Source organism: Amycolatopsis sp. NPDC059021 (assembly GCF_042739895.1).
Taxonomy (GTDB): Bacteria; Actinomycetota; Actinomycetes; order Mycobacteriales; family Pseudonocardiaceae; genus Amycolatopsis.
Map to the genome: position 1 here is coordinate 79,237 of NZ_JBHYIQ010000001.1, position 20,624 is coordinate 99,860.

Consider the following 20,624-nt stretch of genomic DNA (forward strand, 5'->3'; position numbering starts at 1 on the left):
TTCCTCGCATGCGATGCGAGGAAAGTCCCCTTCAGCTCACGGCGGCCAGGGCGTCGAGCAGCAGGGCGAGGGCGGGGCCGGGGTTGTCCCAGAAGACCATGTGCCCGGCGTCGGGAACCTCGAACAGCCGCGCCGACGGATTCGACGCGGCCAGCTCGCGGACGCCTTCGGGCGGGACGACGGGGCTGTCCGCGCCGTGCAGCAACGCGACCGGGGCGGGAACCGAGGGCCAGACCGCGAAGAAGTCGTCGGTCTCGAAACCCCGGTGCGTCGCCGCGATCGCCTCGGCGTCGCAGCTGGCGAGCCACCGGGCCCGCAGCTCCTGCTCGCGACGCGGCCAGCGCGGCCAGGACAACGCCACCTCGTCCGCGGTGGTGCCGCGCTGTGCCTGCGCGAGCTGCTCTTCGAACACCGCCAGCGACGTCGGGTAGGGGCCGCGATCCGGGCCCGACAGCGGCGGGTCGACGAGGACACTTCCGCGCAGGGGCAACGATTTCCGGGCGGCGGTCACCGCGGCGATCCGCGCGCCCATGGAGTGGCCGAACAGCACCGGGCGATCGAGGCCGAGCCCGGTGACGACGGCTTCGGTGTCGTCGGCGTAGTCGTCCAATGTGTACGTCGCGGCGGAGTCGGAGAGCCCGCGTCCCCGGACGTCGACGACGATCGGGCGAGCCACGGACGTCAGCCGCCGCGCGACGAAGTCCATCGTGATCGCCGGGCTGGTGATACCGGGCAGCACCACGAGCGGGACGCCGTCGCCGCCGTAGTCCAGCACGTGCAGCCGCAACTCGCCGGAGCGAACCCAGCGGCTGAGCGCCGGGACGTCGGCGAGATCGGCGAGGGCGGGCTGGCTGAGCGTACGCATGCGAAGACTCCTGGTCAGGCGAGACTGGTGAGGTAGGCGAGCGCGTCGGACTGATCGATGACGTCGCCGTACTTGGCCTGGATGTCGAACAACGCGGCGTCGTGCGGGCCCGCGGCGCGGTCGCCGACGCACGCGCGGGGGACGAGCACGCCGAAACCGGACTGCACGGCGTCGACGGCGGTGGCGCGCACACAACCGCTGGTCGTCGCGCCGCACACGAGGACGGTGTCGCGGCCCAGCCCGGTCAGCAGCGCGGCGAGCCCGGTGCCGAAGAAGGCCGACGCGCCCTTCTTCAGGATCAGGTGATCCTCGGGAGCGCAGGGGAGTCGGGGATCGAGTGCGACGGCGTCACTGCCTTCGCGCAGCGAGCGCATCCCGGGCGCCTTGTGCAGCCACGTCACCGCGTCGCCGTCGGCCTCGGCCGGGGTGTAGCTGATCGCGGTGAAGACCACCGGGACCTCCCGCGCACGAGCGGCCTCGATCAGCGCGCCGGTCGAGGCGACAACGTCGGTGAGATCCGCGCCGGTCGGGAACTCCGGTTCGGTGAACCCCCGGGTCAGATCCACGACGACGAGCGCGGGACGGCTGCCCCGCCGCACCTGGGCGCCGAAACCCGCGCGCTCGTAGGCGTCCAGTGTGGACTGTCCATGATCACCCACGGCGCTTCAGCTCCTTCGACTGCGCGCGCAGCTTTCCGAGCAGCCAGCCCTGGAAAAGACCGAGGGCGAAGGCGCCGATCATCGGCGCATACTTCGCCGCCGGGCCGAGTACCAGGGCGAGTCCGTCCAATTCGGACTGAGCGGGCGGTGCCGATGGCGACGCTGCGGCGGCCGGGGGAGTGGCAGGGCGCGCGGGGTCGAGCAGCCCCGCGAGATTGACCGCGAACTGGCCGAGCAGCTTGCCCGCCACCGCGCCGATCGCGCCCTTGCCGAACTGCGCGATCTTGCCGCGGATCAGCAGATCCGTGGTCAGCCGCAGCACCGCGCCGTCCGGCGATTCGGCCACCGTGACCTCGACCTGCGCTTCGGCGTCCCCGCTGCCGTGGACGTCGGCGCCCGCGGCCTGCAACCGCAGGTACCGGCGCCGCTCGTCGACCTCGAGAAACCGCACGGTGCCCTGGTAGGCGGCGGAAATCGGGCCGACCTTGACCTGCACCCGGCCGCGGTGCGTGTCCCCGTCACTGCCCTCGATCGCCGCGCCCGGCAGGCACGGGACGACCCGCCCGACGTCGGTGAGCGCGGCGAAGACCGCCTCCGGCGGGGCCGCGACCGCGACTTCGTGGTCCAGGATCATCGGGTGCTCCCTTCCGGCGCGAGCCGGGCCCGGCGGCGGGCCGCGCAGTCGTCGATCGCCTCCACGATCGTCTGGTATCCGGTGCAGCGGCAGAGGTTCGACGCCACGGTCTCGCGGATCTCCGCCTTGCCCACCTCGGGTTTTTCGGCAAGCAGGGCCTCGGCGAGCATGAGGAAACCGGGCGTGCAGAACCCGCACTGCAGGCCGTGGTGCTCGGCGAACGACCGCTGCAGATCGTTCAGTTCCCCTTCCACCGCAAGGGATTCCACCGTCCGCACGGCACGACCCTCGGCCTGCACCGCGAACACGAGGCAGGCCCGCACGGGTGCCCCGTCGAGCAGCACCGTGCAGGCACCGCAGACGCCGTGCTCGCAGCCGACGTGCGTGCCGGTCAGCTCCAGGTCGTGCCGCAGGACGTCGACGAGCGTGCGCCGCGCGTCCACGAGCAGCTCGTGTTCGGTGTCGTTCACGGTCAACGTGATCAGGTAGCGCTCGCTCATCGGTTTCCTCGCAAAGCCCGGTGCACGGTCTCCGGGGTGATCGGGGTGTTGTCGAGTTCGACGCCGGCGCCGCGCAGGGCGTCGTTGACGGCGTTGAGCACGGCCGCCGGCGCGCCGATCGTGCCGCCCTCGCCCGCGCCCTTGGCGCCGTTGCGGGTGAACGCGCACGGCGTTTCCAGATGGTGCACGCTGATGTCCGGCATCTCCGCGGCGGTCGGCACCTGGTAGTCGATGAAGCTCGCGCACGACGGCTCGCCGTTGACGTCGTAGGTGACCTCCTCGAACAACGCCCCGGCGATGCCCTGCGCGATCCCGCCGCGCGCCTGCCCGTCGACGATCTGGGGATTGATCGCGACGCCGCAGTCCTCGACGCACACGTACCGCAGGATCTCGACCCGCCCGGTGCCCGGATGCAGCTCGACGACCACGCCGTGCGTCGCGTTGGAGAACGTCCCGTCCCCGGCGACGTCGAACGACGCCGTCGCGGACAGCCCGGGGTCGGCCTCCTTTGGCAGCAGATGCGCCTTGAGATACGCGACATCGGCGATGTCCGCAAAGGACAGTCGCCGCGACGGATCCGACCGCAGCCGCACAAAACCGTGGTCCAGCTCGACGTCGTCGGGCTGCGCCTGGAGCAGATGCGCGCCGAGCAGCAGCAGTTTGTCGCCGAGCTTCGTGGCCGCGAGCGCGACCGCGCTGCCGCCGATGGTGATCGACCGGCTGGCGAAGGTGCCCCAGCCGTAGGTGATCCGGTCGGTGTCGCCCTGCACGATCTGCACGCGGTCGAACCCGAGGCCGAGTTCGTCGGCGACGATCTGCGCCATCGTCGTCTCGTGGCTCTGCCCGTGGCTCATCGTCCCGCTGGTCACCACGACCGAACCGGTGGTGTCCATCCGGATCTCGGCGATGTCGTAGCCGGGCACCACGGTCATCTTGCGCTTCGCGAACGCGTCGGAGCCGTAGCCCGTGCGCTCGCTGAAACACGCGTATCCGATGCCCAGTACGCCATCCGAGGACGAGCGCCGGTCGTACCAGCCTTCGTCGCGGAGGATCTTCTCGCAGAGGTTCAACGATTCCAGATAGGACCCGGGATCATAGGTGATCAGATTGACGCCGGTGTAGGGGAATCGCGTGATCACGTTGCGGCGCCGGATCTCCACCGGGTCGAGGCCGAGTTCCCGCGCGGCACGTTCGAAGAGCCGCTCCATCACCATCACGTACTGCGGCCTGCTGACCCCGCGATACGGTGCCGTCGGGGCCTTGTTCGTCGTCACGGCCCGCGCGCGGACACGGTAGGCCGGGACCTGGTAGACGCCGGGCATCTCGGCCGAAGCCATCAGCGGCTCGATCCCCGCGGTGAACGGATAGCACGAGTACGCGCCCATGTCGCAGACGATCTCGACGTCGAGCCCGAGAATGCTGCCCTCGGCGTCGAACGCGGCCCGCGCGTCGTAACGTTGCTCGCGGGCCAGGAACGACGCGGTGAGCGCGTCCTTGCGGTCCTCGATCCACTTCACCGGCCGTCCGAGCCGCAGCGCGGCAGCCGCGGCGGCGATCTCCTCGCGGCCCACCACGCATTTCTGCCCGAACCCGCCGCCCATGTCGGGCACCACCACCCGCACGGTCCGCTCGTCGCGCCCGAGGCAGGCCGCCAGCACCGTGCGGACCTGATGCGGGACCTGGGTGCAGGTGTGCACGACGAGCTGCCCGGCCCGGTCGTCCCACATCGCGACGGCGCCACGCGTCTCCAGCGGAAGCGCGTTCTGGCGCCCGGTTTTGGCCTGCACCCGGACGACCTGGTGTGCCGTGGCGAAGACGTCGTCGATGCCTTCGGTGGCGAACATCGAGACGTCCACGAGCGTGTTCGCGGTGGCTTCGTCGTGCACCAGGGGAGCGCCGGGTGAAAGCGCTTGCTCGTCGGACACCACCGGCGTTCCGGGATCGTAGACGACCTTCGCCGCCTCCAGCCCGTCCTCGACGGCGTAAGGATCTTCGGCGACGATGACGGCGATCGGCTCGCCGACGTACCGCACCCGATCCCGGGCGAGCACCGGCATCGCGGTCGGGACGAACTCCTCGCGCGGCCGGTCCAGCATCGCGGTGATGTCGGCGAGGCCGAGGTCGGCGGCGGTGAACGCGGCCACGACGCCGGGGATGTCGCGGACGGCGTCGAGGTCCACCGACACGATCGAGCCGGACGCGATCGTGCTGCGGACGAACTGCGCGTGCAGCATCCGCGGCAGGTGCAGGTCGTCGACGAACCGGCCCCTGCCGGACAGCAGCCGCGGATCCTCCTTGCGGCGCACCGAGGCGCCGACCCACTTCCCGGCCGCGGTGAACGTCGGCTCCGCGGTCATCAGGACGCCGCCTTCGCGCAAGCCGCAGCCACCAGTTCGCGGGTGAGCGCACGGCGGTAATCCGCGCTGCCGTTCGCGTCCGACGGCGGATCGATGGCCTCGGCCGCGGCTTCGGCACAGCGCTCGAACAGCTCGGGACCGCCCTCGGCCAGCACCGCCTCGGCCGCCGCACTGCGGCAGGGCACCTCGGCGACGCCGCCCAGCACGACACGTCCACTGTGGACTGTCCCGTCGGAGACATCGAGCGACACCGCGGCCGCGACCGTCGCGAAATCCCCGTGGCGCCGGGCGAATTCGGTGATCGCCGCGTGCGGTGCCCGGCGCGGGAAAATCACTTCGACGATGAGTTCGTCGTGCTCCAGCGTGGTGGTGAAGAACCCGAGGAACAGTTCGCCCGCTGGGATCACGCGCCGCCGTCCGGCACTGTTCTCGGCGACGACGCGGGCATCGAGCAACACCGTCAGCAGGCCCCACTCCGCGGTCGCGTCGCCGTGCGCGAGGCTCCCGCCGATCGTGCCGCGGGTGCGGATCGGCAGATGCCCGAGCCAGCGCATCCCCTCTCGCAGCACCGCGAACCCCGGGCCGGTCACCGATTCCGGTGCAGTCTCGACGTCGTGGTGCGTGGTGAGCGCGCCGATGTGCAGTCCGTCGTCGGCGGTGCGCAGGTACCGCAGCTCGCGCAGGCCGCCGATGTCGACCAGGTGCCGGGGCCGGGCGAGGCGGAAGTTCATCATCGGCACCAGGCTCTGACCGCCGGCGATGATCTTGGCCTCGCCGCCGAGTTCGGCGAGGGACCGCGTCGCGCCCGGAACGTCCCGGGCACGGTGGTAGCTGAACGAAGCGGGCTTCATTGTCCTCCTATTCCACGACGGCGGCGGACGCGGGATTCGGGGTTTCCGGGGACAGGTGGTCGAGCTGCCTGCCCTTGGTCTCCGGCGCCGCCGCGGCCATCCACAGCACGGCCGCCACGACGACCACGCCGAGCACGGTGAACGTCAGCGGCAGCCCCAGCGTCGGCCACAGCACGCTGCCGAACAGCAGCGGCGCGAACCCGGTGACCACCCGGCTCGACGCGGACGCCCAGCCGAACCCGCTCGCCCGCAGCGTCGTCGGGTACAGCTCGGCGACGTAGGCGTAGAGCACCGGGATCGCCACCTGCACGAGGAAACCGAACACGCCCAGCCACACCAGCGTGCCGCCGCCGACCTTCAGCACCAGCGCGAACCCGACGAGCGCGGCCGAGGCGAGCGGCGCCGAGATCCCGATGACCCACTTGCGGCCGACGACGTCCACCAGCACGGCCGAGACGACGACGCCGGCGATGCCCAGCCCGCTCATCACCGTGGTCCCGGCGAACGCGGCGGCGTCACCGTGGCCCTGGGTGCGCAGGATCGAGGGCATCCAGCTCAGCGCGGCGTAGTAGAGCAGCATGATCGTGATGAAGGTCGCCCACGCCACCGACGTGATCCGCCAGTCGAACGACCACACGGTGCGCAACTGCGCGAGGGCGCCCCGCAACGCACCGACCCGGATGCGCTCGGGCGGCGCCGGGATTTCGTACGGCCGCACGGGCGCGCCGGTGTCCGCGACGAGCTTGTCGATGACCTCGCGCGCTTCGCGCTCCCGTCCCATGCGGACCAGGTAGAGCGGTGATTCGGGGACACCGCGGCGGACCCAGAACAACAGCAGCGCCGGCAGGATCATCACCAGCAGCATCCAGCGCCAGTTGCCGGACAAGGGCACCAGCAGGGTCGCGCTCAGGCCGCACAGCGTCGCGCCGATCGGCCACCAGAGATCCATCGCGGCCAATACCCGGCCGCGTTGTTTCCGTGGCGAGAACTCGCTGACGAGCGCGTAGTCGACCGGGATGCAGCCGCCGAGGCCGAACCCCGCGGCGAAGCGCAGCACGAGGAAGATCCAGAAGCTCGGGGCCGCCGCGCCGAGCACGGAGAAGACCGAGAAGATCAGCAACGTGATCGCGAAGGCCCGTTTGCGGCCCATCCGGTCGGCGATCGTGCCCCAGGCGACCGAGCCGACGGCCATCCCGATCAGGTTCGCGCTCGCGACCAGGCCGCGCGCGCCGGGCGACAGCCCGAACTCGGTGCCCAGCAGCGGGGTGAGGAACCCGTTGAGCGCGACGTCCCAGGCGTCGAACAGGTACCCGAGCCCGCCGATGAGGAAGATCCTGCCCTGCACCCGCCAGCGCCAGGGGAGTTCCTGGACTATCTCGTCACCGGTGGTCATGCCGCCTCCGTGGTGTGATGCTGCAGTGGTGGTGCCCCCGTGCTGGTACTGCGCTTTGCCGCCCCTTGCCCGGCGTGTCACCGGATGAACTGGTAGTCGAACGCCTCCAGATCCTTGTCGTGCAGCGGGGTCCCGCGCCAGAGCCAGTCGTACGAAACATCGGATTCGCCGCTGAAGTCGCGCAGCTTGCGGTCGCGGTCGGCCTGCTCCGGCCCGTCCGGGAGGTGATAGAAATCCTTGTTGCGCAAGGAAGCCTCCTGCACCATCCCGGCGTGCTTGGCCCGGCGCGCGACATAGCGGGTCAGCGCGGCGCGGACGCCGTCGACCGGCACGGCACCGAGTTCCTCGGCGAGCACGGCGGCGTCCTCCATCGCCTGCGAAGCGCCCTGCGCCTGGTAGGGCAACATGGCGTGGCACGCGTCGCCGAGCAGGGCGACGTGCCCGTCCGTCCACACGGGATCGCGGCGGCGCTGGAACATCGCCCACACGCTGGCATCCCCTTCGGACTTGGACAGCATCGCCGCGACACGGTCGTCCCAGCCGGGGAAGGCGTTCACGAGCTCGTCGGCCGAGGCGGGGCCCGACCAGGCGCGCTCGATCTCGGGGGAGCACGGCACGATCGCGACGACGTTGAGGTACTGCCCGCCGCGGATGAGGTAGTGCACGAGATGGCGGTCCGGGCCGTACCAGATGGTGCTCTGGAACCGGTCGACGAGCCAGCGGGTCGCGGGGTCGGCGGCGATCTTGCCGCCGGGGATCAGCGCCCGGTAGGCCATTTCGCCGGAGAACTCCAGCGTGTCGGGGAAACCGAGGGCGTCCCGCACCGACGAGCGGATACCGTCGGCGCCGATGAGCACGTCGGCGGCGTAGCGGTCACCCGACGCGGTGACAGCGGTCGGCTGGGTCTCGTCGGCCTGGTCGACGTCGACGACCTTGGCGTCGGTGTGGATGCGCACCACCGGGCCCGGCCCCGCCGGATCGAGGCACGCGTCGAGCAGCGCCTGATGCAGATCCGCGCGGTGGTAGTGCCAGTACGGTGCGTTGTACTCGCGTTTGCAGCGCTCGCCCAGCGGGGTCATGGCGATGACGCTGCCGTCCTGCCAGCGGCGGCGCACCTGGTCCTGCGGTTCGGTGCGGATGGCCCGCAGCCGGGGGAGCAGCCCGAGTCCGATGAGGATCCGGCTCGCGTTCGGCGCGGTCTGGATGCCGGCGCCGACCTCGCCCAGCTGCGGCGCCTGCTCCAGCACGGTGACCTGAAGTCCCTTGTGCCGCAAGGAAAGTGCGGCGGTCAGGCCACCGAGGCCGCCGCCGGCGATCACGACACGGTAGGACTGGCTCGCGGTCACGGCTCCTCCTGTTTCCGATGTGCCCGGCGTCTCGGACGAGATAATCCGAACACGGACGATCTGGAAAAGCAAGAGGGGACAACAAACTTCCGGGCTCAACGCCGTGAAGGCCCCCTTACCGGCGCTCAACGCCGTGAAGGACTCCTTGCCTACCTTGAGCGCTGTGAAGGAGGCCTTCACGGAGCCTGGGGCGGGTCAGTCGGCGGCGAGGCGTTCCCAGTGTTCGGCGAGCGCGGTGAGTTCGTCGAGCAGGATCCGGCGCCGCAGCGGGGAGTAGCCGTCGAGCAGCTGCTCGTCGAGACGCCGGGCGCGGGTGTCGACCTCGGTGAGTTTCTCCTTGCCCGCCTCGGACAGCCGTAGCAGTTTGCGGCGCCCGTCGGCGGCGTCGGGCTCGCGCAGCAGGAGGCCGCGTTCCTCGAGGCGTTTGGCCACGTCGGCCATCGTGGACCGGTCCAGCGCCACCGACGAGGCGAGCGAACCCTGGTCCACGCCGGGAAAACAGTCGACGGCGGTGAGCACGGCGAACTGCGGGCCGGTCAGCGTCGAGTCCACTGTGTGCACCCAGGCGGCGAGATAGGCCTGGTAGAGCCGCCGCGCCGCGTAACCGGGCGCGGCGAGCAGCGCGGCCGGGGTGCTGGGTGCTTCGAGGGGTTCTGCCATGTCTTCAGCTAAGCACGGACCGTGCACCCCTTGACCTCCGCACCGCCGGGAGAGATAGTCAGTGCCCGGACTAATTCGTGCGGAGGATCGATGGACCACAACCAGTTGAACGACATCTTCGTGCGCCAGCTGACTCTGAGCGGCGTACGCGAGGGCGAGACCGTGTCGGTGCTGTCGCGGGGCGGGGAACGCGCCGACTACGCGGACGCCGCGCTCTTCGCCGCGCAGGAACTCGGCGCGAACACCTTCCACCTGCGGGTCCCGCCGGCACGCGCGGCGGCGGGCGGTGCCTGGGCGGTCGGCGATTCGGGACTGGGCACCAACCCGGTCGCGGTCGAGGCGCTCAAGCAGACCGACATGCTGATCGACCTGACCTTCCTGTTGTTCAGCAAGGAGCAGTTCGCCATCCAGGACGCCGGGACGCGCATCCTCACCGTCGTCGAACCACCCGAACTGCTGGCCCGGCTGCTGCCCACCAAGGAACTGCGCGAGCGCGTCGAGGTCGGCGCCGAACTGCTGGCCAAGGCGTCGTCGATGCGGATCACCAGTCCACACGGCACGGACGTCACCTACCAGCTGGGCCGTTACCCGACGCTGAGCGAGTACGGCTACACCGACACCCCCGGCCGCTGGGACCACTGGCCCGCCGCGTTCGTCTTCACCGGCGGCACCGACGACGGCGTCGACGGCACGATCGTGCTTTCCCCCGGCGACGTGCTGCTGCCGTTCAACACCTACGTCCAGAGCCCGGTCACCCTCACCATCGAGAAGGGTTTCGTCACCGACATCCGCGGCGGGCTGGACGCGGAGCTGCTCTCGTCCTACATCAAGTCCTTCGACGACCCGCGCGGCTACGGCATGTCCCACGTCGGCTGGGGCCTCGACGAACGCGCGCACTGGCACGGGCTCACGCAGTTCCCCGGCGGGATGGGTATGGAGCTGCGGTCCTTCTACGGCAACGTGATGTTCTCGATCGGCCCGAACAACGAGCTCGGCGGCCCGAACGACACCCCGTGCCACTTCGACATCCCGATGCGCGGCTGCAGCCTGTTCCTCGACGACGAGGCGATCGTGCTCGACGGCGACCTGACCGTGCCGGAGATGCGCCCGGCGGCCCGGCGGTGAGCGTGCGCGAACACCACATCGGCATGATCGTGCCCAGCTCGAACCTCACCATGGAGACCGAGCTGCCCCGGATGCTGCGCGCCCGTGAGGAACTCCTCCCGGAGGACCGGTTCGTGTTCCACAGCAGCCGGATGCGGATGAAGCACGTGACGCCGGAACAGCTCGCCGCGATGAACGCGCAGACGCCGCGCGCCGCCGCCGAACTCGCCGACGCGCGGCCGGACGTCGTCACCTCCGCCTGTCTCGTGGCGATCATGGCGCAGGGGCCCGGCTATCACTGCACGGCCGAGACCGAGATCCGCGACGCGCTGCGGGACAACGGTTCCGGGGCGCCGGTGATCTCCAGCGCTGGCGCGTTGCTGACCGGCCTGTCCGCGCTCGGTGCTCGGCGCGTCGCGATCGTCACGCCGTACCTGAAACCGCTGACGAAACTGGTCGCGGAGTACATAGTGGACGGTGGTTTCGACGTCGTCGATACGCTGAGCCTCGAAGTGCCGGACAACCTCGCGGTCGCCCGGCTTGATCCGGCCGAGCTGCGTGAGCACTGGCGCAAGCTCGACGTGTCCCGCGCGGACGCGATCGTGCTTTCGGCGTGCGTGCAGATGCCGTCGCTGTCGGCGATCCAGGCGGTCGAGGACGCTTCGGGACTGCCGGTGCTCTCCGCCGCCACCGCCACGACCTTCGCCCTCCTCGGAGAATTGGGGCTCGACCAGCGCGTTCCCGGCGCGGGGAGGTTGCTCGGCGGCGATCTGTGAAGCGCTTTCTCGTCAGCCACGCCAGCTTTCGCGGCGCCGGCGCACCAGGGAGACGGGCTGGACCAGGTGCGCCGGCATGTAGTGGGTGAACGTCGTCTGCCACTTCTCGTCGGCCGTGTGCAGCTGGTAGCGCACGAGCGCGAGCCAGGCGCCGTCGGCGTTGCGGGCCCAGCCGACCAGTTCGCCCGTGATCTCGTGCCCGGTCTGCAGCCCCGCCGGGGTGTTCGTCCGCCGGTGGCGGTCCGGGAGCGGGAACAGCCGCGGCAGGTCCACGGTCACCCACCGGGGTGGCTGCACACGCCGTGCCCCCGCGGGCCGCGCGCCGTCTTCGGTCGAACTCATGTTCGACATCATGACTCGTGTAACGCGGGTGTGCAAACCCGCCGGAGGCGCGTTGTCGCAGGTCACAGGGGCGGAGCGTAGTGTGACATATCCGCTCGGTATGTCTCCGCAGGTGGGGGTCCGTTTAGCGTCCGGCCCGGCGGGAATCCGGGCGGCATGCCGAGAAGCGCGGTCGACGAAGTCACCCGGATCCGCGAGGACGCCCACGTGCTGCGCAGCCCGCGGGATCTCGATCCCCTGCTCGACCGGATCGGCGCGGCCCGGTACGTCCTGATCGGCGAAGCCACCCACGGTACGGCCGAGTTCTCCCGCTGGCGCGCGGAACTGACGCAGCGGCTGATCGCCGAACGCGGGTTCTCGTTCGTCGCGGTCGAGGGCGACTGGCCGGACTGTCACCGGCTGCACTGCTGTGTGGCGGGCGCGCCCGGTGTGCCGAAGGACCCGTGGCAGGTGCTGTGGGGATTCCGCCGGTGGCCCGCGTGGCTGTGGGCCAACGAGGAGGTCGCCGAGTTCGCCCGCTGGCTGCGGGAGTTCAACCGCGAGGGGGGACGTCGTCCGGTCGGCTTCCACGGGCTCGACGTGTACAGCCTCTGGGCATCGCTGCGCGCGGTATTCGATTACCTCACTGAGCACGCACCCGGCCGGATCGGCGCCGCGCGGGAGGCGTTCCGCTGCTTCGAGCCGTATGGCGAGGGCTCGCGGGCTTACGCGCGGGCGACGGAGCTGGTGCCGGAGAACTGCCGCCGCGAGGTCGTCCGCCTGCTGGCCGAGCTGCGGGCGGACGCCTGCCGGGGTGGCGCACCGGGGCTGGATCGTGCGTTCGTCGCGCGGCAGAACGCCGAGATCGTCGTCGGCGCCGAGCGGTACTACCGCGAACTGACCCAGGGCGGACCGCGTTCGTGGAACGTGCGCGACCACCACATGACCGACACCCTCACCCGCCTCGCCGAGGCCTACGGGCCCGGGGCGAAGGCCGTGGTGTGGGCCCACAACACCCACGTCGGGGACGCCAGGGCCACCGACATGGCGGCGGCGGGCATGGTGAACCTCGGCCAGCTCGTGCGGGAGCGGCACCGCGCCGACGGGGTGATCGCGGTCGGGTTCGGCACCTATCGCGGCAGCGTCATCGCGTCGGATCACTGGGGCGGCCCGGTACGGCGGCTGCCGGTCCCCGGGGCGCGTCCGGACAGCACGGAGGGCCTGGTGCACGACGCGATTCCCGGCCACGACAGCCTTTTCGTGTTCGGCGAGGACTCCCGGTGGGCCGAAGACATCCGCGGGCACCGGGCGATCGGCGTCGTCTACCGGGCCGACGGCTACGTGCCGACGGCGCTTTCGGCCCGGTACGACGCCTTCGTGCACTGCGACGTCACCACGGCCATCACGCCCCTGCACCCAGGGGAGCCGGGCGGCGCCGAGGAACAGACCTACCCGAGCGGACTCTGAACGGAGGGAGAAGCATGACCGTGCCCTTCGCGATCGACCACGGGGCCACGGCGGTCCAGGGCGATCTCACCGTCCCGGCGGACGCGGCCGGCGTCGTCGTCTTCGCGCACGGATCGGGCAGCTCGCGGCACAGCCCGCGGAACCAGGCGGTCGCGAAAACCTTGCAGGACAACAAGTTCGCGACCCTGCTGTTCGACCTGCTGAGCCGGGACGAGGAAGCCGCGGACGCGGCGGGCGGGCGGCTCCGCTTCGATGCCGGCCTCCTGGCCGGGCGGCTGGTGCGCGCGATCGACGAACTCGCGCGGCACGACCCGGTCCGCGGCCTGCCGCTGGGCCTGTTCGGCGCGAGCACGGGAGCCGCCGCGGCGCTGCGTGCCGCGGCCGAGCGGCCGGACGCGGTACGCGCGGTCGTTTCGCGCGGGGGACGTCCGGATCTCGCCGGTCCCGCGCTGGCCGGGGTCACCAGCCCGGTGCTGCTGATCGTCGGCGCCCGCGACCGGACCGTGCTGCGCCTCAACGAAGAAGCGGGGGAACGCCTGGCGGGTCCTTGGGAACTGCTGGTCGTCCCCGGGGCGACGCACCTGTTCGAGGAACCCGGCACGCTCGAGCGCGTCGCCGAAGCGGCCGCGTCCTGGTTCACCGCCCACCTCGGCTGACCGGGGCGCGCCACGCATGACGGGCCGTACGGCCGGGTAACCGAAGAGGAGACGGTTTCCGCTCTCGGTCCGAGGAAGGACGGATCCCATGCGTTTCCTCCGCGACAGCGCCACCCGGATGTTCGCCGATCGCCGGGACGCGGGTCGGCGGCTCGCCGAGCTGCTGCGCGAACGACCGTGGTCCGATCCGGTGGTGCTGGGCCTGGCACGCGGCGGGATCCCGGTCGCCGACGAGGTGGCGGCCGTGCTCGGCGCCCCGCTGGACGTGGCCGTGGCCCGCAAGATCGGCGCGCCGGGCCGTCCCGAATTCGGGCTCGGCGCGGTCACCCCGGACGGCCCGCCGACCTACGACGAGCGGACCCTCGCCGCGCTCGGCCTGACCACCGAAGACCTCGCGGAGACCTGTGCGGCCGAGCGAGCGGAGGCCCGGCGCCGGATCGCGCGCTACCAAGGCGACCGGGTGCCGGAGCCGCGGCGCGGCCGGGACGTGCTCGTCGTGGACGACGGCCTCGCCACCGGGGTCACCGCCCGCGCCGCCCTGCGCGCCGTCCGCGACGAGCGGCCGCGCAGGCTGGTGTTCGCCGCGCCGGTGTGTGCCCCGGACGCGATGGCGGCCTTGCACCGGATGGCCGACGACGTCGTCTGCGTGGCCGCGCCGGAGGAGTTCCGCGCGGTCGGCCAGTGGTATGACGATTTCGGTCAGACCACCGACGAGGAAGTGGTGGCGGTCCTCGACGCGGCACGCGAACGGCGGTGAGCGCGCGGCGGGTCCGGCTGCGGGGGAAGCGGTCCCGGTTCCGGGATCGGCGGACGCGGCGGCCCGGGAGCGGGCGGTGTCGGCGGTGGTTCCGGCGGCGGCCGCATCGGGTCGGGCCGGGGCGGCACGGGATGGACCATGAGCTCCTCCTTGTCCGGCTTGGTGGGCACGCCCCGGATACCGCGCCGGGGGAGCGGCCAAACCCGGCGCGACGTGTCGTCGTCACCGTGTCCGGGTAACCGGCACGAACCCGCTACGACGGAGAGGAGGCCGACGATGGCCGCGGCACATCAGGTGGACGAACAGCTGTGGGCCGAGTTCCACGAGGTGGTGAACATGACCTCGCACGAGCTGAGCGAATGGCTGCGTACCCGGTCGGCGGGCGAGGGGACCGAGGAACTGCCGGACCGCGCGGGGACGCCGACCGGACGGCACGTGCTGGAGGTGCTCCGCAAACGCAAGGGGGACGTGACCGCCGAAGACGAGCGGGTGATGCGCGCGGTCGTCGACCGGGTGCGTGCCGAACGCCGCGCGGACCTGGAGCCCACCGCGGGACAGGCGCACTGGCGGCACCGGCTCATGTCACTCGGGCACGATCCGCTGCGCCCGGTGTCCTGAATCCACTGTCCACGCGGGACAGCCGGGCTGCCCGCCGGTTCAGGCGGGTTTGCGGGCGCGACGGCGCGGGTCGGTACGGCGTGTGCCCGCCGGCCTCGGCTGCCGTCCGTCCGCGGCGAGCCCGGGGAGCTTGCTGTCCGAGATGGACGCTCGCACCTCCGTTTCCCGCTCCTCGCCGGTCTCTTCGATGTGCTTGACCATATGGCGCAAGGTGCGGGTCAGATCCTGGATCCGCCGGTCGCTCAGGCCGGTCAGCGCGAACTTCTCCTCGGCGTTGAAGCGGGGGAACAACTCGGTCATCAGCTCGCGGCCGCGGGCGGTGAGCGAGAGCACCGACAGCCTGCGGTCGTCCGGCGGGACGGTGCGCACGAGCAGGCCCCGTGATTCGAGCGTCTTGGCGACACCGGTGAGCGTGCCCTTGGAGATCCCGCACTCCTCCGCGACATGCTTGGTCTCCATCTCCTCCCAGATCCACACGACCCACAGGACGACGAAACCGGTCCAGGTCAGGTCGACGTCACGCAGCACGGACTGCTCGAAGTGGTTGCGCACCGCGGAGGCGGCGCGGTGCAGGTTCGACACCGCCGCCATCGCGCCGAAGTCGAGTTCCAGACCGCCCAGCCGCGCTGTCACGGCCTTCTCGGTCTCGCGGAGCGTGTAGTACCCGGTCATGCGTCACCTGTGTCCCGATCGGTCCAGTGGGCGACAGCGTACCTGCTCGTCAGGCCGGGTCCAGGCAGGCGCGGCGACGTTTCGGGATCGTGCCTTGTGCAATAACGTTTGGGCCCATACGATCCTGCGGACTGTATGGTGCCAAACGAACGGTCCGTCCCGTTCCCGGAGGTCGCCCGTGTCCGACACCCGTTCCCCGGAAAACCCCGCCCCGCGCTCCCGGCCGCTCGGAGTGCCGGACATCGTCTTCTTCATTGTCGCCGCCTCGGCGCCGCTCACCGTGGCGGCGGGCGGGATCAGCACCGGCTACGCGGTCACCGGGATCGAAGGCATCCCGTTGTCGTATCTGGTGCTGGCCGCCGTGCTGATCGTCTTCACGGCCGGCTACGCGGCGATGAGCAGGCACATCGCCAACAGTGGCGCGTTCTACGCCTACATCGCGCACGGCCTCGGCAGGCCGGCGGGCGTCGGCGCGTCGTTCGTCGCGCTGGTGGCCTACAACGCCATGCAGGTCGGCATCTACGGCATGTTCGGGGCGGCGAGCGCCCAGCTCTGCCGGACGTACTTCGGGCTCGGCGTCCCGTGGTGGGCCGGGGTGCTCGCGGCGGTGGTCGTGGTCGGGGTGCTCGGTGTGCTCCGCGTCGACCTGAACGCGCGCGTGCTCGCCGTGTTGCTGATCCTGGAGACGGCGGCGGTCGCGGTGTTCGATGTCGCGGGTCTCGCGGCCCCGGGGCCGGGCGGGGTGCCGTCGGCCGGGTTCGCGCCGTCGCACCTGTTCGTGGCCGGGGTGGGCGCGGTGCTGTGCTTCGGGGTCGCGAGCTTCGTCGGCTTCGAATCCGCTGCGATCTACGGGGAAGAATGCCGGGATCCGAAGCGGACGGTCGCGCGGGCGACGTATGTCGCGGTCAGCATCATCGGTGTGTTCTACGCCGTGAGCGCGTGGGCGATCGCCGCGGCGGCGGGCGAGGGCGAGGTCGTGGCGCAGGCCCGGCAGCACGGCCCGAATCTGGTGTTCGCGCTCGGCGAGGCCCGGCTGGGCCGGATCTTCACCGACGTCACGACGGTGTTGTTCGTGACGAGCCTCTTCGCCGCGCTGCTGAGCTTCCACAACGCGGTGGCGCGCTACCTGTTCGCCCTCGGCCGGGAAGGAGTGCTGCCGCGCGGGCTGTCCGCGACGACCCGCGCGGGTGCCCCGCGCGCGGGTTCGCTGACCCAGACAGCGGTCGCGGTCGTGGTACTCGCGGTCTTCGCCGTCACCGGCCGCGACCCCGTGCTGGACCTGTTCACCTGGCTCACCAACGTCGGCGCCGCCGGGGTCATCCTGCTGATGGCGCTCACCTCGTTCGCGGTCGTCGGCTACTTCCGGCGGGACGCGCGCGGGCATTCGGCACTCCAGCGGCTGCTCGCGCCGGGGCTGGCCGGGCTCACGCTCGGTGGCCTGTTCGTGCTCGTTCTGGTGAACTTCGACGTCATGCTCGGCGCCGGCCCGGGATCGCCGCTGCGGTGGATCCTGCCGGGACTGATCCTCGTGGCCGGTCTCGCCGGCGTCGCCTGGGGAGCGCGGCTACGAGCTGCCCGGCCGGACGTGTACGCCGTCATCGGCCGAGGCGCGGCGGCGGGAGACTAGCGGCTGGTCCGTGAAGGCCCCCTTGTCAGCGCTCAACGCCGTGAAGGGGGCCTTCACGGCGTTGAGCACGAAGGGTGTATAACGGCCTATACAGCTTGCGATAGGCGACTGAGTCCGAAGTGGACTATCCGGTTTCGTTCCATGCGAACAGAAACTCAAGGACGGCGGGGAGCCCGGACGCCGCGGAACTCCCAGTCCCCGCCGAGCGCGGTGGACCGGACCTCTTCGGACTCGGTCGGCTGAGCGCCGACGTCGGACCGGATCGGGACCGGGCCGGACACGATGTGGTTGCGCAGGGTGCCGAGCCCCTCGACCTCGACCTCGACGACGTCGCCCGGCCGCACCGGGCGGGAGTTCGCCGGGGTCCCGGACAGCAGGACGTCACCCGGATACAGGGTGATCGTGCGGGCGATGTCGGCGACGAGATAGTGCATGTCCCACTCCATGTCCGCGGTGTCGCCGTCCTGCGCGACGACGCCGTTGACGAGGGTGCGGATCCGTTTGCCGCGGAAGTCCCAGCCGGTGACCAGGCCGGGCCCGAGCGGGCAGAGCGTGTCGGATCCCTTGACGCGCAACATGGAACCGGCGTCGGTGTCGCGGAAGTCGTGCAGGCCGTAGTCGTTGGCGACGGTGTAGCCGCGGATGTACTCGCCCGCCTCGGCGGGGGAGACGTTGCGGCACGTGCGGCCGATGACGATCGCGATCTCGCCCTCGTAGTTCAGCCACTCGCAACGTTCCGGGCGGACGACGGCGCCGCCATGGGCGTTGAGCGCCGAGGTCGGCTTGTGGAAGTACGTCGGTGCCGGCGGCAGCTTGCCCTGGAACTCCGTCACCCTGCTGTGGTAGTTGAGGTGGACGGCGATGATCTTGGACGGCACCACCGGCGGCAGGTGCACCGCCTCGTCGACACCGGTCTCGCGCCCGTCCGGGGCGACGAGCCGGTCGCCGTCGCGGACGACCTCGACCGCGGCGCCGTCGAGCAGGATCCTGCGGTACTCGGTCATCGCGTGGCCTCCTGGGTCCAGCCGGTGGCGGGCCTGTCGAACCAGAGATGCACCTGACCGGTGCCGACGGAGTTCTCGTACTCCGAATACAACCGTCCAGGCGCGACACACGCCTGTTCGCCGAGCGCGCCCGCCATCATCAGGTAGTGCCCGAACCCGGCTTCCGGCTTGAACCGCGCGAACTCGTCCATCGTGTCGAGAACCTTCGCGTGGTCCCCGGCGGTGAACCATTCGATGCGCTGGAGATCCGCTTCGGCGGCTTCGGGGGTGTAGATGTGCTCGATGCCGGACGCCTCGTGCGCACGCAGTTCCCGTAGTGGCCAGAACGTGTGCGAAAGCGCGCCGGACGCGATCAGCACGACCTTCCGATCGGTGTCGGCGATGCCCGCGGCGAGCGCGCGGCCGAGCCTCAGGTTGTCCTCGGCGTCGGCGGTCTGGCAGACACCGATGGAGATCCACGGTTTCTCCGGCACGCCGAGATAGGACCACGGGTTCACGGTGGCGTAGTAGATCGGGAGATACGGATCGTCGATCGGGGTGATCCAGGTGTCCTGTTCCGTGGCGTGCGCGGCGACCGCGCGCGCGAGTTCCGGGTCCCCGGGGAAGTCGTACGGAATACGGCACATCCCGCGCGGCAGTTCCTCGGAGGTGAACAGCCCGGCGCGGCGGTGCTGCGCGGTGACGACGTACTCCACCGTGGTGGCCCAATGTGAATCGAGGACGACGACGGTGTCGTAGTCGAGCGTGTCGAACACCTCGCGGCGGAGCCGGCGCAGACCGGGGACGAGGCTGGTTTCCGCGCCGTTGTTGAGTTCCCGGCGGGTCTTCTCCGGAAGCATGATGGTCGGGACGTGCGAGAGCAGGCCGGCGCCGACGATTTCTCCCATGGTCAGTTCCCCTCTCGCGGCGCGAAGACGCTGTTCTTCACGTCGCAGTAGAAATCGAAGCTCCACGTGCCGCCCTCGCGGCCGATCCCGGATTCGCGAGAGCCGCCGAACGGGGCACGCAGATCACGCACGAAGAAGCAGTTGACCCACACCGTCCCGGCGACGAGCCGCGACGAAACCCGTTCCGCACGGGCCTCGTCGCCGGTCACGAGCGTCGCGGCGAGACCGAAGCGGGTGGAGTTGGCGAGCCGGACAGCGTCGTCCTCGTCCCGGAAGGTCTGGAGCGTGAGGACCGGGCCGAAGACCTCCTCGGTCAGGATTTCGCTGCCCTCCGCGGCACCGGTGAGCAGGGTCGGCCGGTAGTAGAGACCGCCGAGATCGGTGTTGGGGCCGCCGCCGAGCAGCGGCTCGGCCCCGGCCTCGACCGCGCGGCGGACGAACCCGTCGATCCTCTCGAACTGGCGGCGGTGGACCTGCGGGCCGAGGTCGGTGGTTTCGTCCCAGGGATCACCTTGCCGGAGTTGCCCGGCACGTTCGAGGAAACGGGCCCGGAACTCGTCCACAATGGACTCCTCGACGAGCAGCCGGACGGCGGCGAGGCACACCTGCCCCGCGTTGTCGTACTGCTCGACGGCGAGATCCACCGCCAGATCGAGATCGGCGTCGCCGAAGACCAGCAGCGGCGACTTCCCGCCGAGTTCGAACGACGTCGGGACGAGGTTGGCCGCCGCGGACGCCGCGATCGTGCGCGCGGTAGGCACCGAACCGGTGAAGCTGATCCGCCGGACGCCGGGATGCGCGACGAGTGCCGCACCTGCTTCGGCGCCGTAGCCCTGGACGACGTTGAACACACCGTCGGGTAGCCCGGCTTCGGCGGCGATGTCGGCGAAGAGCGACGCGGTGAGCGGCGTCCACTCGGCGGGTTTGAGCACGACGGTGTTCCCGGCGGCTAGCGCGGGTGCGATCTTCCAGGTGGCCAGCATCAGCGGCGCGTTCCAGGGCGTGACGAGCGCGCACACCCCGGCCGGATCCCACGAGACGTGGTTGCGATGCCCACGTGTCTCGAAATCTGGCTGGTCCAGCTCGTCGACGAGCCAGTTCGCGAAGAACCGGAAGTTGTGCGCGACACGGGGCATCACCCCGCGCCGGTGCGAGCGCAGCAGCGCGCCGTTGTCGGTGGTCTCGACGATCGCCAGGTCTTCGAGGCGTTTCTCGACGCCGTCGGCGATCGCGTGCAGCAGGCTCGCGCGTTCCTCGCGGCTGGTGCGGGACCAGCTCGCGAACGCCGTACTCGCCGCTGTCACCGCGGCGTCGACGTCGGCGGCGGTGCCGCGCGCGATCTCGGCGACCGGCGCCTCGTCGAGGGGGGAGACGTCGGTGAACCGGTCGGCGGAGGCGGCGCGGCGGCCCCCGATCCAGTGGTCGGCGGACACGGGCACCCCTGCCACCGTCGGCTGGCGCGTCATCCTG

At 71.0% G+C, this 20,624-nt stretch carries 21 protein-coding genes; 7 read left to right on the forward strand and 14 right to left on the reverse strand.

Annotated features, from left to right (window positions below; translation table 11 throughout):
* Positions 1 to 31 precede the first annotated feature (31 nt).
* The 9 genes from ACFWX1_RS00255 to ACFWX1_RS00295 all read right to left on the reverse strand — a co-directional run bounded on the left by ACFWX1_RS00255 (position 32) and on the right by ACFWX1_RS00295 (position 9,265).
* Positions 32 to 865 carry an alpha/beta fold hydrolase gene (locus ACFWX1_RS00255; RefSeq protein ID WP_378382605.1) on the reverse strand — a complete coding sequence of 278 codons (834 nt, stop codon included), beginning with the start codon at positions 863 to 865 and terminating at the stop codon, positions 32 to 34.
* Between the two features lie 14 nt (positions 866 to 879).
* Positions 880 to 1,524, reverse strand: a complete 645-nt coding sequence (locus tag ACFWX1_RS00260) for an isochorismatase family protein (protein ID WP_378382606.1) — start codon at positions 1,522 to 1,524, stop codon at positions 880 to 882.
* Positions 1,517 to 2,158 (reverse strand): SRPBCC family protein, encoded by a 642-nt coding sequence (locus ACFWX1_RS00265; RefSeq protein ID WP_378382607.1) that lies wholly within the window; start codon positions 2,156 to 2,158, stop codon positions 1,517 to 1,519. The genes ACFWX1_RS00260 and ACFWX1_RS00265 overlap by 8 nt, the downstream gene beginning before the upstream one ends.
* Positions 2,155 to 2,658 (reverse strand): (2Fe-2S)-binding protein, encoded by a 504-nt coding sequence (locus ACFWX1_RS00270; protein WP_378382608.1) that lies wholly within the window; start codon positions 2,656 to 2,658, stop codon positions 2,155 to 2,157. The genes ACFWX1_RS00265 and ACFWX1_RS00270 overlap by 4 nt, the downstream gene beginning before the upstream one ends.
* Positions 2,655 to 5,015, reverse strand: a complete 2,361-nt coding sequence (locus tag ACFWX1_RS00275) for a xanthine dehydrogenase family protein molybdopterin-binding subunit (protein WP_378382609.1) — start codon at positions 5,013 to 5,015, stop codon at positions 2,655 to 2,657. The genes ACFWX1_RS00270 and ACFWX1_RS00275 overlap by 4 nt, the downstream gene beginning before the upstream one ends.
* Positions 5,015 to 5,866, reverse strand: a complete 852-nt coding sequence (locus ACFWX1_RS00280; protein WP_378382610.1) for an FAD binding domain-containing protein — start codon at positions 5,864 to 5,866, stop codon at positions 5,015 to 5,017. The genes ACFWX1_RS00275 and ACFWX1_RS00280 overlap by 1 nt, the downstream gene beginning before the upstream one ends.
* Positions 5,867 to 5,873: 7 nt before the next feature.
* Positions 5,874 to 7,259: an MFS transporter gene (locus ACFWX1_RS00285; RefSeq protein WP_378382611.1), complete on the reverse strand. Its 1,386-nt coding sequence runs from the start codon at positions 7,257 to 7,259 to the stop codon at positions 5,874 to 5,876.
* Positions 7,260 to 7,336: 77 nt separating this feature from the next.
* Positions 7,337 to 8,605: an FAD-dependent monooxygenase gene (locus ACFWX1_RS00290; protein ID WP_378382612.1), complete on the reverse strand. Its 1,269-nt coding sequence runs from the start codon at positions 8,603 to 8,605 to the stop codon at positions 7,337 to 7,339.
* A gap of 195 nt (positions 8,606 to 8,800) precedes the next feature.
* A complete protein-coding gene (locus tag ACFWX1_RS00295; protein ID WP_378382613.1) occupies positions 8,801 to 9,265 on the reverse strand; it encodes a MarR family winged helix-turn-helix transcriptional regulator in 465 nt (154 codons plus the stop codon).
* A gap of 90 nt (positions 9,266 to 9,355) precedes the next feature.
* Here ACFWX1_RS00295 and ACFWX1_RS00300 point away from each other — a divergent pair, with 90 nt between their 5' ends.
* Entirely contained in the window at positions 9,356 to 10,390 is a 1,035-nt protein-coding gene (locus tag ACFWX1_RS00300; RefSeq protein WP_378382614.1) for a leucyl aminopeptidase, read from the forward strand.
* 2 nt (positions 10,391 to 10,392) lie between these two features.
* Positions 10,393 to 11,145: an aspartate/glutamate racemase family protein gene (locus ACFWX1_RS00305; protein ID WP_378382615.1), complete on the forward strand. Its 753-nt coding sequence runs from the start codon at positions 10,393 to 10,395 to the stop codon at positions 11,143 to 11,145.
* A 12-nt stretch (positions 11,146 to 11,157) separates the two neighbouring features.
* Here ACFWX1_RS00305 and ACFWX1_RS00310 read toward each other — a convergent pair whose 3' ends face one another.
* The gene (locus ACFWX1_RS00310; protein WP_378382616.1) at positions 11,158 to 11,487 is read right to left on the reverse strand and encodes a hypothetical protein; all 330 of its coding nucleotides are present in this window, start codon (positions 11,485 to 11,487) and stop codon (positions 11,158 to 11,160) included.
* A gap of 156 nt (positions 11,488 to 11,643) precedes the next feature.
* On the opposite strand from ACFWX1_RS00310, the gene ACFWX1_RS00315 reads away from it, so the two are divergent.
* The 4 genes from ACFWX1_RS00315 (at position 11,644) to ACFWX1_RS00330 (ending at position 14,964) form a co-directional block, all read left to right on the forward strand.
* Complete coding sequence (locus ACFWX1_RS00315) at positions 11,644 to 12,933, forward strand: erythromycin esterase family protein (protein WP_378382617.1); 1,290 nt, start codon at positions 11,644 to 11,646, stop codon at positions 12,931 to 12,933.
* Between the two features lie 14 nt (positions 12,934 to 12,947).
* Positions 12,948 to 13,589, forward strand: a complete 642-nt coding sequence (locus ACFWX1_RS00320) for a dienelactone hydrolase family protein (RefSeq protein WP_378382618.1) — start codon at positions 12,948 to 12,950, stop codon at positions 13,587 to 13,589.
* Positions 13,590 to 13,677: 88 nt separating this feature from the next.
* Positions 13,678 to 14,346 carry a phosphoribosyltransferase gene (locus ACFWX1_RS00325; RefSeq protein ID WP_378382619.1) on the forward strand — a complete coding sequence of 223 codons (669 nt, stop codon included), beginning with the start codon at positions 13,678 to 13,680 and terminating at the stop codon, positions 14,344 to 14,346.
* Positions 14,347 to 14,622: 276 nt separating this feature from the next.
* Positions 14,623 to 14,964, forward strand: coding sequence for a DUF3140 domain-containing protein (locus tag ACFWX1_RS00330; RefSeq protein WP_378382620.1), 342 nt, complete (start codon positions 14,623 to 14,625; stop codon positions 14,962 to 14,964).
* Positions 14,965 to 15,003: 39 nt separating this feature from the next.
* On the opposite strand, the gene ACFWX1_RS00335 is transcribed toward ACFWX1_RS00330, so the two are convergent.
* Complete coding sequence (locus ACFWX1_RS00335; RefSeq protein ID WP_378382621.1) at positions 15,004 to 15,636, reverse strand: MarR family winged helix-turn-helix transcriptional regulator; 633 nt, start codon at positions 15,634 to 15,636, stop codon at positions 15,004 to 15,006.
* 178 nt (positions 15,637 to 15,814) lie between these two features.
* Here ACFWX1_RS00335 and ACFWX1_RS00340 point away from each other — a divergent pair, with 178 nt between their 5' ends.
* Entirely contained in the window at positions 15,815 to 17,263 is a 1,449-nt protein-coding gene (locus ACFWX1_RS00340; protein ID WP_378382622.1) for an APC family permease, read from the forward strand.
* A 155-nt stretch (positions 17,264 to 17,418) separates the two neighbouring features.
* Here the strand turns inward: ACFWX1_RS00340 and ACFWX1_RS00345 are convergent, their stop codons facing one another.
* From ACFWX1_RS00345 to ACFWX1_RS00355, 3 genes are read right to left on the reverse strand one after another with little or no spacing between them, the layout of a single operon-like run.
* A complete protein-coding gene (locus tag ACFWX1_RS00345) occupies positions 17,419 to 18,267 on the reverse strand; it encodes a fumarylacetoacetate hydrolase family protein (RefSeq protein WP_378382623.1) in 849 nt (282 codons plus the stop codon).
* Positions 18,264 to 19,154: a 3,4-dihydroxyphenylacetate 2,3-dioxygenase gene (locus tag ACFWX1_RS00350; RefSeq protein ID WP_378382624.1), complete on the reverse strand. Its 891-nt coding sequence runs from the start codon at positions 19,152 to 19,154 to the stop codon at positions 18,264 to 18,266. Before ACFWX1_RS00350 ends, ACFWX1_RS00345 begins: the two co-directional genes overlap by 4 nt.
* 2 nt (positions 19,155 to 19,156) lie before the next feature.
* Positions 19,157 to 20,620: an aldehyde dehydrogenase gene (locus tag ACFWX1_RS00355; protein ID WP_378382625.1), complete on the reverse strand. Its 1,464-nt coding sequence runs from the start codon at positions 20,618 to 20,620 to the stop codon at positions 19,157 to 19,159.
* Positions 20,621 to 20,624 lie beyond the last annotated feature (4 nt).

What these genes read in the sequence shown, in the direction of transcription:
- ACFWX1_RS00255 (WP_378382605.1), bottom strand. Translation starts at nt 865, where the DNA reads ATGCGTACGCTCAGCCAGCCCGCCCTCGCCGATCTCGCCGACGTCCCG.
- ACFWX1_RS00295 (WP_378382613.1), bottom strand. Translation starts at nt 9,265, where the DNA reads ATGGCAGAACCCCTCGAAGCACCCAGCACCCCGGCCGCGCTGCTCGCC.
- ACFWX1_RS00265 (WP_378382607.1), bottom strand. Translation starts at nt 2,158, where the DNA reads ATGATCCTGGACCACGAAGTCGCGGTCGCGGCCCCGCCGGAGGCGGTC.
- ACFWX1_RS00335 (WP_378382621.1), bottom strand. Translation starts at nt 15,636, where the DNA reads ATGACCGGGTACTACACGCTCCGCGAGACCGAGAAGGCCGTGACAGCG.
- ACFWX1_RS00345 (WP_378382623.1), bottom strand. Translation starts at nt 18,267, where the DNA reads ATGACCGAGTACCGCAGGATCCTGCTCGACGGCGCCGCGGTCGAGGTC.
- ACFWX1_RS00275 (WP_378382609.1), bottom strand. Translation starts at nt 5,015, where the DNA reads ATGACCGCGGAGCCGACGTTCACCGCGGCCGGGAAGTGGGTCGGCGCC.
- ACFWX1_RS00350 (WP_378382624.1), bottom strand. Translation starts at nt 19,154, where the DNA reads ATGGGAGAAATCGTCGGCGCCGGCCTGCTCTCGCACGTCCCGACCATC.
- ACFWX1_RS00325 (WP_378382619.1), top strand. Translation starts at nt 13,678, where the DNA reads ATGCGTTTCCTCCGCGACAGCGCCACCCGGATGTTCGCCGATCGCCGG.
- ACFWX1_RS00315 (WP_378382617.1), top strand. Translation starts at nt 11,644, where the DNA reads ATGCCGAGAAGCGCGGTCGACGAAGTCACCCGGATCCGCGAGGACGCC.
- ACFWX1_RS00330 (WP_378382620.1), top strand. Translation starts at nt 14,623, where the DNA reads ATGGCCGCGGCACATCAGGTGGACGAACAGCTGTGGGCCGAGTTCCAC.
- ACFWX1_RS00270 (WP_378382608.1), bottom strand. Translation starts at nt 2,658, where the DNA reads ATGAGCGAGCGCTACCTGATCACGTTGACCGTGAACGACACCGAACAC.
- ACFWX1_RS00355 (WP_378382625.1), bottom strand. Translation starts at nt 20,620, where the DNA reads ATGACGCGCCAGCCGACGGTGGCAGGGGTGCCCGTGTCCGCCGACCAC.
- ACFWX1_RS00300 (WP_378382614.1), top strand. Translation starts at nt 9,356, where the DNA reads ATGGACCACAACCAGTTGAACGACATCTTCGTGCGCCAGCTGACTCTG.
- ACFWX1_RS00320 (WP_378382618.1), top strand. Translation starts at nt 12,948, where the DNA reads ATGACCGTGCCCTTCGCGATCGACCACGGGGCCACGGCGGTCCAGGGC.
- ACFWX1_RS00285 (WP_378382611.1), bottom strand. Translation starts at nt 7,259, where the DNA reads ATGACCACCGGTGACGAGATAGTCCAGGAACTCCCCTGGCGCTGGCGG.
- ACFWX1_RS00310 (WP_378382616.1), bottom strand. Translation starts at nt 11,487, where the DNA reads ATGAGTTCGACCGAAGACGGCGCGCGGCCCGCGGGGGCACGGCGTGTG.
- ACFWX1_RS00280 (WP_378382610.1), bottom strand. Translation starts at nt 5,866, where the DNA reads ATGAAGCCCGCTTCGTTCAGCTACCACCGTGCCCGGGACGTTCCGGGC.